At 40.7% G+C, this 14,240-nt stretch carries 10 protein-coding genes; 6 read left to right on the top strand and 4 right to left on the bottom strand.

All coding sequences use genetic code 11. The annotated features are described in order from the left end of the window. The first annotated feature begins 184 nt into the window (after positions 1-184). Positions 185-1,732: a glycoside hydrolase family 10 protein gene (locus L1283_RS07595; RefSeq protein ID WP_429625989.1), complete on the top strand. Its 1,548-nt coding sequence runs from the start codon at positions 185-187 to the stop codon at positions 1,730-1,732. A 95-nt stretch (positions 1,733-1,827) separates the two neighbouring features. Here the strand turns inward: L1283_RS07595 and L1283_RS07590 are convergent, their stop codons facing one another. Next, a complete protein-coding gene (locus L1283_RS07590; protein ID WP_248932701.1) occupies positions 1,828-3,534 on the bottom strand; it encodes a glycoside hydrolase family 3 protein in 1,707 nt (568 codons plus the stop codon). 258 nt (positions 3,535-3,792) lie between these two features. Here L1283_RS07590 and L1283_RS07585 point away from each other — a divergent pair, with 258 nt between their 5' ends. After that, the gene (locus L1283_RS07585) at positions 3,793-4,170 is read left to right on the top strand and encodes a hypothetical protein (protein ID WP_075993755.1); all 378 of its coding nucleotides are present in this window, start codon (positions 3,793-3,795) and stop codon (positions 4,168-4,170) included. Next, positions 4,167-5,147: an IS3 family transposase gene (locus tag L1283_RS07580; protein ID WP_182983485.1), complete on the top strand. Its 981-nt coding sequence runs from the start codon at positions 4,167-4,169 to the stop codon at positions 5,145-5,147. Before L1283_RS07585 ends, L1283_RS07580 begins: the two co-directional genes overlap by 4 nt. 357 nt (positions 5,148-5,504) lie before the next feature. Here the strand turns inward: L1283_RS07580 and L1283_RS07575 are convergent, their stop codons facing one another. Then, a complete protein-coding gene (locus L1283_RS07575) occupies positions 5,505-6,047 on the bottom strand; it encodes a TetR/AcrR family transcriptional regulator (RefSeq protein WP_075994519.1) in 543 nt (180 codons plus the stop codon). A 218-nt stretch (positions 6,048-6,265) separates the two neighbouring features. Between L1283_RS07575 and L1283_RS07570 the strand changes: the two genes are divergently transcribed. Further along, complete coding sequence (locus L1283_RS07570; protein WP_088163246.1) at positions 6,266-9,004, top strand: outer membrane beta-barrel protein; 2,739 nt, start codon at positions 6,266-6,268, stop codon at positions 9,002-9,004. A 36-nt stretch (positions 9,005-9,040) separates the two neighbouring features. Here the strand turns inward: L1283_RS07570 and L1283_RS07565 are convergent, their stop codons facing one another. Both L1283_RS07565 and L1283_RS07560 read right to left on the bottom strand, forming a co-directional pair. After that, positions 9,041-9,715 carry a response regulator transcription factor gene (locus L1283_RS07565; protein WP_075994521.1) on the bottom strand — a complete coding sequence of 225 codons (675 nt, stop codon included), beginning with the start codon at positions 9,713-9,715 and terminating at the stop codon, positions 9,041-9,043. 121 nt (positions 9,716-9,836) lie between these two features. Next, positions 9,837-11,273 (bottom strand): sensor histidine kinase, encoded by a 1,437-nt coding sequence (locus L1283_RS07560; protein WP_088163247.1) that lies wholly within the window; start codon positions 11,271-11,273, stop codon positions 9,837-9,839. 119 nt (positions 11,274-11,392) lie between these two features. On the opposite strand from L1283_RS07560, the gene L1283_RS07555 reads away from it, so the two are divergent. Both L1283_RS07555 and L1283_RS07550 read left to right on the top strand, forming a co-directional pair. Then, the gene (locus L1283_RS07555) at positions 11,393-12,760 is read left to right on the top strand and encodes a DUF4270 family protein (RefSeq protein WP_088163248.1); all 1,368 of its coding nucleotides are present in this window, start codon (positions 11,393-11,395) and stop codon (positions 12,758-12,760) included. Positions 12,761-12,763: 3 nt separating this feature from the next. Next, on the top strand, positions 12,764-13,786 hold the full coding sequence (locus L1283_RS07550) for a Kelch repeat-containing protein (RefSeq protein WP_120335141.1): 1,023 nt from the start codon (positions 12,764-12,766) through the stop codon (positions 13,784-13,786). The last annotated feature ends 454 nt before the right edge of the window (positions 13,787-14,240 follow it).

Here is a 14,240-nt window from a genome sequence, read left to right as displayed (position 1 = left end):
TATTGCTTTTGTGAAAACCGCAACTAAATTAGTACAAATAAAGTACAATGTTACCTGTATTTGCATTATTATCAATTTGAAAACCAAGCTCAGGTTCTTTTAACAAGTATCCAACAAACATCTTACATTTTTTAGGGAAAAAGTAAGAAATGCTTCCCTATCTTTGTTGGCTATAATTTATAGAATGACGGGAAAAACATATTTATATTCTTTTTTTACCATTGTTATCTGTTTATTTTCGATTAGAACGTATTCCCAACAACTACCTAAGCGGGAGTTTCGTGGAGTGTGGGTTGCAACCATAGGTAATATAGACTGGCCCTCTGTCAAAGCGGGCAATAATGTCGCACTGCAAAAACAGGAGTTTATTGATTTACTGGACCAACACCGCAGCGCGGGGCTGAATGCGATTATTTTGCAGGTGCGTCCTGCTGCCGATGCTTTCTATGCAAAGGGCAGAGAACCCTGGAGTAGATACCTGACCGGAAAACAAGGCCTGCCTCCGTCACCATTTTATGACCCCCTGGAATTTGCGATCACCGAGGCCCACAAAAGAGGGATGGAGCTACATGCCTGGTTCAATCCGTATCGCGCATCAACAACATTAAATCCGGCCCATTTTTCGGATGACCATATTACCAAGCGCCACCCAGAATGGTTCTTCACCTATGCTGGCAAGAAGCTTTTCAACCCAGGTATTCCGGAAGTGCGTAAATATATCATTGATGTGATTATGGATGTAGTCAAAAACTACGATGTAGATGGTATTCATTTCGATGATTACTTTTACCCCTATCCTGATAGCAGAAATACACCGGTACCGGATCAGATTACCTTTGGTCAATATAACAACGGGATCGAGAAAATTGACGACTGGCGACGCAACAATGTCAACGTACTGGTACACGATCTTGGTGTTGCCATCAAAAAGATAAAACCTTATGTAAAATATGGCATTAGCCCCTGTGGCGTATGGGACAACAAAGAAAATAATTCTGCTGGCTCAGATACCCGTGGGCTGAGTGCTTACCGTGAACTATATGCTGATGGTGTAAAATGGATGCAGGAAGGCTGGATAGACTACATCAATCCCCAGATCTACTTTCCTTTCAAAAATCGTGCTGCAGCATATGAGATCTTAGTTGACTGGTGGCAGAAACACACCTATGGCCGTCACTTTTATGTGGGGCATGGGGCTTATCGTGTTACAGAAAATAAAATAGGCTGGACAGACCGCAGCCAAATTCCCAGACAGGTACGCCACTTAAGAGAGGAGCACGACGTGGAAGGAAGTATTTATTTCAGTTCCAAATCACTCACGGACAATCTTGTTGGACTGCAGGATTCCATGCGAAATGACCTGTATCGTACACCAGCTTTACCCCCTACAATGCCGTGGTTAGATAGTATCCCACCCAATGCACCTTTCGGTCTTCTGGTTAAAAATTCGGCCAATGGTAAAATGAACACCTTATTTTGGCAAAAACCAGATTTGGCCACTGATGGGGAGTCTGCTTATGGCTACGTGGTCTATCGGTTCAATCTCGATGAAAAAGTGAACATTAAGGATCCTGGAAAAATCATCTTTATCATCTTTGATGGCGATAAGCTTCAATATACGGATGACGATATCAAGCAGCATCAACAGTACAAATATGTCGTTACAGCTATTGATCGCATGAAAAATGAAAGTAAGCCATCAGATAGCAGGAGTGCTAACGAAGAAATTTAGAATTTGACAAAAAAATGCCTCTTCCTAAATGGCTTTGCTAATGCAATGGGACCATTTTCGGAAGAGGCATCCTGTTTGTGTGATTTTATAATACGTTATTTCCCCTGTCCGTATTTAAATTTTTTGTTGATCGTAACCGGAAGTTTTCCTTTCGGCGTATTTTGCCCCAAAATCGTTTTTACTGCTGCTTTCTGCATGAAGGCATCATTTTGATAAGCCAGCAAAATTGTCTTTGCTTTTTTCGTCGCCTCAAAACCATCCAAAGCATAGGCATTGGTAAATAAGGTCAAGATCGATTTTTTCGCAAATTTCTTCATCAAGCTCTGAACATCTTTATTCAATACCATGGTCGGACGTGGACGAAGTCTCGTGTCATGCACGGCGATAATAAATTGTTTATTTTTCTTGATTTCTTTGGTAATACGTTTAATATCATCCTTACTCATGCTGTCTGTGACGAAATACTGTGTTTCATTGGTCAGCGCACTCGCTAATTCATTCTGGAAAGTCTGATTAGCCGTAATTCCGATATTGATAATAGCGGTAGGTAAATCCTTTTTGAATGATTTTATTTTTTCGGTAGAATTTAATGCTGTGATCGCTGCATTTGACAGTTCGTCAATGAGCTGAACCGCTGAGGCACGATGTAAATCATTGTATAGATTCTGTTGTGCTGTGGCCTGATATTTATCTAAACCAAGCCATAATTTGGCGGCCAGCACTCTTTTAACACGCGCATCAATATCTGCCTGTGCTATGCGTCCCTCTTCAATGGCTTTTAGGATCAAGTCGATCGCACGTTTGCTATTCTCCGATACTTCAAGTAAGTCATGTCCTGCGATAATCGCCTGTACGTCGGCTTCTCCATTTGGGAAAAACTTCTTTACGCCTTTCATATCCATTGCATCGGTGACTGCTAGCCCTTTAAAGCCAAGTTCGTTACGTAAAAGGTCCGTAACGACCTTTTTAGAGATGGAAGATGGCATATTAGGTGTATCGTCCAAACTCGGGATATTCATGTGCGCCACCATAACAGCAGGTGCTCCAGCTTTGATAAGTTCTTTGAACGGATACATTTCCAGGGTATCTAAGCGTTTTTTGTCAAAAGGAAGTTGTGGCAAATCATAATGAGAATCCACATCTGTATCTCCATGACCCGGAAAGTGTTTAATGGAAGCTAATATACCGCCATCCACCATACCGTCCATATACGCTTTTGCTTTCTGGGTTACATTATATTTATTATCACCAAAGGAGCGGATACCAATAACCGGATTTTTAGGGTTATTGTTGATATCCACATCGGGTGCAAAATTGAAATGCATACCTATACGTTGGAAATCTAAGGCAACCTCACGTCCCATGCGATAGATCAACTGATTATCTTGGACGGCTCCTAAAGTCATCTGATAAGGAAAGGACAATGTTGAATCCGGCATACGCATACCTAATCCCCACTCGCCATCAAAAGTCATCATCAAAGGTACTTTGGACAGGGATTGATAGCGATTGAACATATCGACATGACGTACGGGACCGCCCTGAAAAACAACTAGACCACCCAAATGTTCGTCCTGTATCACCTGAGCTACCGAGTCAATATACTTCTGCCCTAGATTGGTGTGTGCTCTAACCAAAAATAACTGAGCGACTTTTTCTTTTGGCGTCAAGGTATTGAATACCGCATCGACCCATTCATGCTGCGAGTTGATGTATTTCACAAAATCTTTTTTGTCCTGAGCTTTCAAAAAAGAAATTGTGCCGACTAATGCCAATATTCCCAGACCGAGTTTTTTGAACATAAATTAGTTTGTATAATGTATTTAAAATAGAACTACTAAGAACGTTATTATTTTGGACAATATGAAATTGTTTTTGCAACAATTTCATATAAACATGCACAAAACAGCATTTCAATACAACGCACAAGGGGTACTGAAGACTTGTATATTTGAGAAAATAAACTTGAGACCCGAGAGATCTATTGTTTTACATCAAGCGATGTCCATTCCTGAAAAAGGTTTACAAAAACCGAATATTAAAATCTTAAATTTAATATTATGAAAAAGCGTATGACAAAACGTAAATCAGGGGGACAGCAAGTTTACAGTGATAGCTTCAAGATCCTCGTTTCCAGAGAATACCTTGCCGGCAAGCTGAGTTATTCGCAACTTGCCCAGAAGTACAATCTTCCGGGGGAAGCCACTCCGCGGTATTTTATGAAATGGTACCAGCAGTGGGAAAACAATCTGGAGCTGGAAGTTTCCCAGACTGTTGAGCCAGAAGACACTGGGGTGAAAAATGAGCAGGATCTCAGGGATGAACTCTTCCAGGCGAACCTCAAAATTACTGCCCTGGAGATGTTGATCAAAAAAGCGGAGGAGCTCCATGGGGCTGATTTTGTAAAAAAGTCTGGGGCCAAATCGTCCAAGAAATGAAGTCGTGTTACCAGAATGTTTCGGTCTCCAGACTTTGTGGACTATTTGGCAGAACAAGGCAATCCTACTATAAATATATGGGCAGAGAGCAGGAATATTCCGTTCGCAGCGGGCTTGTGCTGGCGCGGGTACGTGAAATTCGGAAGGACTCCCATCGCATGGGTACCCTTAAACTCCGCAGCATATTGGTCAAAGAAATGGGTAGTGCGATGGTTGGACTGGGAAGGGACGCTTTCTTCAGACTGTTGCGCGAAAATGACCTTTTGGTCAAATGCAAACGCAGGTATGCCATCACCACCCAGTCCGACCACCGTTTCAAAAAGTGGCCCGACATTGTGCAGCGCAGGCAGGCCCTGCGTCCCGAACAGATATGGGTAAGTGACATCACCTACATCCGCATCCGGGACAAATGGATCTACCTGTGCCTGGTCACAGATGCCTATTCCCGAAAGATCGTGGGCTACAAACTTACGCACAGGCCAACAGCACAGGCCTGTATATCAGCGCTCAGGATGGCAATATCACATAGAATGTATCCACAGAGCGATCTGACCCACCACTCCGATCGCGGCATCCAGTATTGCAGTACAAATTATGTCACTATATTGCAGGAAAATAGGATTACAATAAGCATGACACAATCCGGAAGCCCGTACGACAATGCCGTGGCAGAAAGGCTAAATGGCATCCTAAAAAGCGAATATCGCATGGCTGAGACCTTTCCAGACTACAAAACGGCACTTGCACAGCTGGTCAAGGCAGTCAATATATACAATCATTTTAGGCCACATATGTCCTGCAATATGATGTCTCCCCAGCAGGCACATCAGCAATTGCAGAACCAAAAAGTTCCCAAAATGTTTCAAAGACGTAACGCTGAGTCAAAAAAGTTCCGCAGCAAAACTAGGGAAACTGTGGTTAGGGAAAGGACAACCGATAACAGTCAGAAAACGGACAATGACAACCAAATCCAGTAGAAAAAATAGGATGTAAAATCTATATAGTAATCTGTTCGGTAAATGTAAACCTATTTCAGTATAAGACACGAGGTAAACCGGGGTAGCAAGCCAGGGACTCTTTCAATGTTTGTTCGGTGCTTCTTCGGTACTTGTTCGGAGCTCCTTCGGTGCTGCTTCGGTTGCAACCGAAGAAAATACGACTAAGTACCGTTTTATCTTCGCAGAAATAACGTCTTATCGCCGAAGTTGGTATCCACTATGAACAGATTATTTTGCGACCTATAACGTGTCTACCAGGCCACATTTATTTTCATGAGCAGCGATACATTAAGACCGAAACAGGTTGCAGGAAATAGAATAATTTAAGCATGAACTCTAAATCAGATGATACTTTTTCTCGAGAAAGAGTGTCAACTCCATGGTATTTTCGAGTTCTCCAATGGCCTCTTTTTTCCATAGGGTATCTATGATCAGCAATAAGAATTCTGTCTCAAACTCAGGACTCTCATAGCCCAGCTCTTTAAAAGCACGATGAATAATAGGCTGAACAGGTTTCATAAATTGTTCATGCTGCTGTTTGGAAAACGGGTGATGAGACAAACGCTCCTGCAATCTCCAGAATATGGGTTCTGCACTGACCAACTTGCCCGGGAGGTTTATCATCGTGCGCAGAAATTCCTTTGGTTCACGATAGGTCATCATACCACGGTGATGTGTAAGGACCTTACGATAACCTGATTTAATCAAATAAACCAACAGTGCGTCTTTATTCCCAAAATGTTTAAAGATTAATGCTTCGGAGACTCCTGCATTTTGGGCAATCGTTTTGGTAGAGGTATTCGTATAGCCTTGATCTGAAAAAAGCAACAATGCTTCTTTCATAATACGCTCTTTTCTACTCAAAACACTTTCTTTCATCTTTTATTTTTTTAATCTATATCCGTATATCACTAGATCGTTATACAGATTTGTTCAGTTGATTTTATAATTCTACTGCAAATATATCTAATCTTTCCATTCACTTGGGGTTATTGTAACTAAAATGATAATAATTCGTAACAAATAGTGCCATATTTTTGGGAAATAAAATTATATAACCGTCAACAATACATTAAAACACATTTGTACCTCGACCGATGAAGACCAAACTTTGGACCATTTTGATCTTTTCTATCTGCTTATTATTGGGTACAAACGGGCAAGCCCAACAGTATATTACGGGCAAGTTGCTCGATAATACGACTTCGCAGCCTATCAGAGGTGCAAGCATCACCATTATCGCGGTAAAAGATTCCAGTAAAGTACAGGTTCCTACAGATATTTTGGGCAGGTTCAGCAGTAGCACACTTCCCAATGGAGATTATCTGGTCAGCACACAGCCGATGGGCTACAGCATGGATCTTCGGCGTGTAAAACTAATCGGCCAAACGATCGATCTAACGTTTAAACTCACTAATGCCGAAATTGTACTGGATGAAATTAACATTTCTTCGAGCAGTATACAGGTTAAAGGGGATACACTTGAATTTGACACCAAGAAATATGTCACACAGGATTTTGCAGATGCTGACGAATTGGTCAAACAGATTCCCGGTGTTGAAATTGATGACGATGGCAATGTAAAAGCACAGGGAGAACCTGTCAATAAGATTATTATTGACGGTAGGGAGTTTTTTAGCACCGATCCGAAGGTTGCCTTAAAAAACCTTCCGGCCGATGTGATTGCTAAGATCCAGATTATCGATGACAAAACTGAGCAGGCCAAATTTAGTGGTTTTGACGATGGAAAACGTATGAAAGTGATCAATATCGTCACCAAGCCCGAGAAAAGAAAATCATATTTTGGCAAGCTCTCTGGTGGAGTGGGTCCCGACCAGAAATATGCTATAAATACCCAGGTGACCAAAATGAATCCCAAACGTCAGTATGCTATCGACATCAATACCAACAATGTCAATCAGCCCAACGGCTTTGCTCCACGTGGAAACACAAGAGGACGTACCGGACAGGGAGTGACAACTCGCTTCAACGCCGGGTTCAACTATTTGGATCGTTTTTTCGATGACCGAATGGATTTCAATGCGAATTACACGTACAACTACACGGAAAATAATATCCTTAGCCAAAGTAAAACAGAATATACGGCAGGCAACCGGGCCAACCAAATCAACAATCAGGATCAATTAAACAGCACTTACAGCAACAATCATGCACTCTCTATCCGCGCAAACTGGAAGATAGATTCTATTCAGAAACTTGACTTTCAACCTAATTTTTCCTATCAGAATAATGACAGGAATACAAGTTCTACAGGCAATACGTTATTAAATCTTACAGAAATACTTAATAGCTCTGATCGTAGGAACAACAGTTTTGGAGAAAATTTCAACTGGGGAGGAGACCTCACTTACATGCGGAGACTCAACAAACCGGGGCGCACGATCAGTTTTAATTTCAATGGTTCATTTAACAGCAACAAGAGCCATGCTGAAAATTTTGCACTGAATTCCTATTATAAAGACGGGCTATTTAACCGGGTCGATACCGTCAACAACAGGAATTACTCCATTGGTGATAATAATGGTTTTCGCTCAAAGATAGCTTATACCGAGATGTTCGGTACGTATTCACGGCTGCAAGGGAATTATACTTTTCGGAATACGGCGCGCTACTCGGACCGCAAGACCTATGAATTTCTGGTCGAAACAGGTCAGCTAGGTGAATTAAAAAACCGTCTTTCCAATGAATTTCGTAATGATTTTGTTTACCATAGCGGTGGAGTATCCTACTTATTTAACAAAAAAGACAGTATAAGATTTCAGATTGGCTTAGATTATCAGACGGCTTCCCAGGTCAATGATAAATTGTTTCCCAATACACTGACCACAAAAAGCCACTTCAATAGTTTGCTGCCCAATCTAAACTTCCAGTATAATTTCAATAAAGACACGCGGGTTGAGTTTCGGTATAATGCAAAGACGAACACTCCTTCTATCGATCAATTACAGGATTTTATAGACAATCAAAATCCACTACGCATTAGCTCGGGGAATCCGGATCTAAAGCAAGAATATGACCACAACCTTGTGGTACAATTTAGATCAATCAATAAAGGTTCGGGCAGAAGTTTTACCTCAGACTTTACAGTAGATTTTATTGAGCATAAAATCTCCAATACCATTTTCACCACAGATTCAGCCTTTACGATCACAGCGGATGTTATACTCGGGCCGGGGGGGCAATACATCAGGCCTGAAAATTTCAATGGTGTCTATAACCTGAAATGGCAAAATAGCCTTGGATACCGCTTTGAACCATTGAAACTTAATTTCAACCTAAACAATAACCTCTATTTCAACCAGAATTACACCTTATTGAATCTCGAAAAGGTCAATGCGCAAACCTACGGCCTAAGTCAACGGGTCGGTGTAAACACGGCATTTAGCAAGGATATCATCATCGGATTGGATTACAATGGAAACATCGCCTTTTCCAAGAACTCCGCAAGCGAGAAATCGAATTATTCGGTCTATAAACATACCATTGGCAATTCCATTGCATTGACCTTGTTAAAAACATGGACGCTCAATTCAACATTCAACTACCTTTACAATGGCAGCATTCTGAATTCACCAAGTACAACAAGTTTGTTATGGAACGTCTCTATAGGCAAGAAATTGTTCAAGCGTAGGAATGCCGAAATCAATCTCACGGTATTTGATCTATTTAATGACAATAAAAACATTAATCAGCAGGTCAATGATCTTTGGGTACGAGTTTCGCAATCCAACGCCATAACGCGCTATGCCATATTAAGTTTTACCTACCATATCCGGGGACTTGGCGGAAAAGGAGAAATGAAAACCCGTCGTTAATATGCACCATCATCGCCAATCCACGTGGAACACCTCTCAATCGACGGTAAGCATGTAGCCCACTCCTCTGACATTGATAATCTTGATGCGATCATCCTGACTGAGGTATTTCCGGATACGGCTGATGAACACATCCAGACTCCGTCCCGTGAAATACTTATCATGGCTCCAATAGGCTCGCATGATATCCTCCCGCGGTATGACTTTATCTTTTTGTTCATACAGTTTCCGCAGCAGTTCACTTTCGCGGAAAGACAGCTTAAGTACCTCACCCTGATAAGTCAACTGATGTTTTAAGCTATCGAGGCTATAGTCTCCTATCATCAGCTTTTGGCCGAATAACATCTTAGGACTATTTTTCAACAAGGATTCTATCCGCACAACGAGCTCTTCAATCTTAAACGGCTTTTTGACATAATCGTCCCCGCCCAAACGAAATCCCCTCACAACATCCTCTGTCTGCACTTTGGCTGTCAAGAAGATAATGGGCACCTGCGTATCTGATTCGCGTATTTTTGTTGCCAATGTAAAGCCATCCATGACGGGCATCATGACATCGACGACCAAAATATCTGGCCGAGCCGCTGTAAATGCTTCCAAAGCTTCGTGACCATTACTGCAATGGGTAACATGAAATCCATTAGCTTCCAGGCTATCGGCAACGATCATTCCGAGACTTGGCTCGTCTTCTACATATAAAATTTCAATCATAGGGTTGTCATTCAATCAAAATATATTTCGGCCTTGTTTCAAAGACATCTTTCGGATAAATCAGCCTATTTACTGCGCTATAAAAAGCCCTATTTCCGCTCAGAAAAATAAACAATGCTGTTTATTCGTACGGTAATCGGATATTAAAGGTACTTCCTTTTTCCAGTTCACTATCGACGGTAATCTTGCCATCGTGCCTCTTTACCACCTGCTTGACATAAGCAAGCCCCAAACCAAAGCCCTTTACATCGTGCAGATTACCCGAAGGAACCCGAAAGAACATATCAAAAATCTGATTATGGTATTCTGAAGGAATTCCCTTACCATTATCTGTAATACGAATATGGACATTTTCTTTCATTTCCTTTACTTCCACTTCAATATAAACCTGCTGTCCAGCGTATTTTATCGCATTTTCCAACAAATTATTGATCACATTCTTTAGATGGGCTTCATCACCATTGATCCTTATTTCACTTGGAACAGCAATAAGCTTAAAGTCCACTCGCTTAATTTTATTCAGCTGAGCAACTTCAATGGCTCCCTTCACCATGGCGACAAGATCGAAGTCAGTACGTTGCAAAACAATGCCCCTTGTTGCATCGATATCCATTTGAAGCACTTTTTCAATCATATTGGATAGATGTTCCAGTTCTTTTTTGGAGATATTCAGATAGCGATTCATCTTTTCCCTATCATCCTGTACACCATACAACTGTATCGCTTCTATGGCTGCCATGACTGTAGATACCGGTGTTTTGAGTTCATGTGTCATGTTATCAACGAAGTTCTTACGCAGCTCGGCCATCTTATTTTGGTTGAGAATGGTTTTCATCAAATAGAAGAACGTCCCGAGCAGCAGTCCAATCAAGAGCAGTGAGATGAGCAGCTGCCAGCTTAAGCTATACAGCAGATACTTCCAATCCTCCTGAAACTTGATCACAAGAAATTCATTTTTTAATGGGTTAACCATCATGGGTCTCGTCCAAGCAAGATTTGCTTCGCGGTACTTGCGGCGCGCATCTTTGATTTGATCGTGTGGAATCGTGACAATAGCCATTTCAAATGGTACTGAAATGCTCTTATTGTTCAGGGATTCTTTAAACTTTCTTTCAATTAACTCCAGGTTGGCTTTGTTCATCTCAAAGTCGCGGAACAGAAAGGGCGGTATAATTGCGCCTTGCCCTTCCCGGTCTTTGGGAAACATTTTCTCCCGTCTGTTGTGGATCTCGCGATCAAATCGCTCTGTTTTAGGCCGTTCGGTATTTACACGTTGTAAAGCCTTATCCAATTCAGCAGCGGGCACTAAAGCCGAGAGCTCCCGTTTTACATCTTGGAGGAGGCGATTCCGGTCCGCTTCTGGCCCATCTAACTGCCGATCACCATTTCGCGCTTGGTATGCCTCCTGGACCGCATTGAAGAGCGAACGCTCAGCGGTAGAAAGAAACAGGTCGCGACGATTTGTATAACTTCCATAAAGCCAAATCCCCAGTACAACAGTAATTCCTGCCCCTATTAAAACGATCAAACTGATCAGTAATTTAAATCTTCTACCCATAACTAAAACAAATTTAAATTACTAGATTTGCAATCGCTGTGGTAATTAACCATATTTAACAAAATATAACACTGATTAACAGTTCGCATTGATTACTTTTGCACTATTCAAAAATTAATATGATTAAAGACTTTAAGAGACGTAGTATTCAACTTTTACTTCCACTTTTTACATTGGCCGCTTTTGTTGGTTGTAATAAAGACATTTCGCTCTCATTGGATAGTTCAAGAGATGAAACAATCGGTTTAGTACCAATTGATACGGTTTCCGCCAAAGTTTCGACTTATCAATTGGACGATATTCCGACTTCCTCTACTGGAACAATGCTCGTTGGAAAGAACAGCGATGCTGTTACGGGTAGTATGAAGTCTACCGCTTATATGCGCCTTGGAGTAGGAACGATAAGTAATGCTTCTATTCCAGATGACGCTACCTTGGATTCTGTGACCTTGGTATTAACACCTAACAAATACTCTTACGGTGACACAACGAAAGTACAAAAGATATCGGTACACCGTGTTACGGAAGAAATTACGCAAACACAGATTGATTTAACCAAACCAGTTGATGAACGTCCTGTTTTTGTCACTTCAGCGGCAATCTTCAGTAAGCAAAAGTTTGCCTATGAAAATACGCCACTGGCAGAACTATCCTTTAAACCACGTATACAATCAGCAGATTCATTATTCTTTAGATTCAACAGTACCATTAGCAATGAGCTGTTTACGATGATCAAAAATAATGACAACCGGATTCAGAACAGCACAAGCTTTCAGGAGTATTTCAAAGGATTGGCACTTGTTCCTGACAACGGAAACACGGCTTTGATCGGTTTTAAAGACACCGTATTTCTACAAGTTCACTATTCATTCCTGAATAATGAAGGAACGAAATCTGTTGGTAAGCAATATTTTTCCATTGATAACAAGGCCTATCAGTACAATCAGATTGAAGCGGATCGCTCTGCAACAAAGTTTGCGCCTATGAGCTTAAAAAATCCTCAAATTGCGAGTCAACAAACTGATGGAAATGTGTTTTTAGAAGGCTCAACGGGTGTTGTAGCAAAAATTGAATTCCCAACGTTATTAGAATTGGTTAATAATCCATCAATTGCGATTAATAAGGCTGAACTTGTCATTGAAGTCCCTAACGGAGCTTCCTCGATTTTTGATCAGCCTCAGAGTTTGGTCTTAATGGTGGCAAGTAATAATGGAAATCCGATTAGTTTGGTAACTTCACCTTATTCGACAACAACACAACAAGCAACATTAGTGCGTGGAAATGATTTTGGTTCGAATGGAACATATACATTCAATCTGATTGAATATTTAACAAAAATTAAAACAACAGCATACAATAATACTTCATTATATCTATCTTTACCGACATCGGGTTTGTTTTCAACTGGAAATAGGTTAATATTGGCAAAAGATAATGAGAATGATCCGAAAATTAAATTAAACATCCTTTATACTAAATTTCAATAATTTATGAACAAGAAAAATTGGCTACTCGTTTTATTAGCTTTTGTATTTACAGTTACAACTTTCTCTTCTTGTAAAAAAAGTGACGACAGCTCAACCAAATCAGACGAATGGTTTGCAAAAGCTGCTTTTAAAGGCCCACAAACTTCATCTGCTGCTAGCTTTTTGATAAATAATGTTGCATATGTCACTACTGGTCTAGCAAGTAATGCTGGTGGTAAGCCTTTCCGTGTGAAAGACACGTATGCGTATGATGCAGCATCAGATACTTGGGCTGAAAAAGCGCCTTTCACAGGTGTTGAGAGAAACGGTGCCATCGGTTTTTCCATTGGTAATATCGGTTATGTTGGTGGTGGAAATGACGGAACAAACAACCTAACAGATTTCTACAAATTTGATCCTACAGCTAACAGCGGAAAAGGTGCTTGGTCAAGCATTGCTCCACTTCCTATCGCTTTGTCTAATGCAGTAGCTTTCACTTTAAACGGTGCGGCTTATGTTGGAACAGGTGAAACTGTAGTTAATGGTGGAACAACAAATACAAATGAGTTCTACAAATATGATCCAGCTGCTAATACTTGGCAAGCAATCAGTGATGCTCCATTTTCAGCGAAAAGAAAAGCAGCTTTCTCTTTTGTTGTCAATAATGTAGCCTATGTAGGTGGTGGTATCTCTAATGGTTCTTACCCAAAAGATTTCTATAAATTTGATGGTAGCAAATGGACTAAATTGAACGATCTAAATAGAGCAGATGATTCATATACTTACGATTTGACTCGTTCAAATGCTTCTGCTTTCGCAATCAATGGTACTCCATTCGTTGTTGGTGGTTACAAAAATGCAGTAATCAACAGCACATGGAAATATAATATTTCTGGTGACTACTGGACAAATGACAACGGCGCTTTCGCTGGTTCAGCACGCCAAGATGCTGTTGGTTTCGCTGTAGGAAACAACGGTTACATCACTACTGGACTTAATGGTTCATCTCGTTTTGACGATACTTGGATGTTTACTCCGATTTATTAATCGAAATAAAATCAATATAAAGAAAGGAATGAAGTTTCAAACTTCATTCCTTTTTTTTGCTTCAAATATTTTGTTTCTATTGGTTAAAAAAGATTTCTAGCTCCCTTTTATGGCTGTCCGCTATAGCGAAATCAGTCATCAATAATAGCATACATTCAGCTACTATTTACTAATATAGGGCAACTCTCTTGTTCTTCATTAATTGAGGCGCACCTGACGAGAGATCTGCTCGTCATAATGTTTCTCTCCATGCAGTTTTAAAAGCTTCCGATACAGTTTTAAAAGCGATCTGTCTCAGCCCCGGGCCGCCATTATAAAAAAGATGGAATTGAAAACTTCATACAATAACATCCATACTTCAAAGAAGAATGGGGCGCAATAAAAAACCTTGTCAGATAATTCTGACAAGGTTTCCATTTTATTCGAATGTGCAATACTGTCGCCCTCACAAAGA

The organism is Sphingobacterium sp. HSC-15S19 (assembly GCF_050433745.1).
GTDB lineage: Bacteria > Bacteroidota > Bacteroidia > Sphingobacteriales > Sphingobacteriaceae > Sphingobacterium > Sphingobacterium siyangense.
The sequence above is the reverse complement of the archived record's forward strand: the minus strand, read 5'-3'. Positions and strand labels throughout refer to the sequence as shown.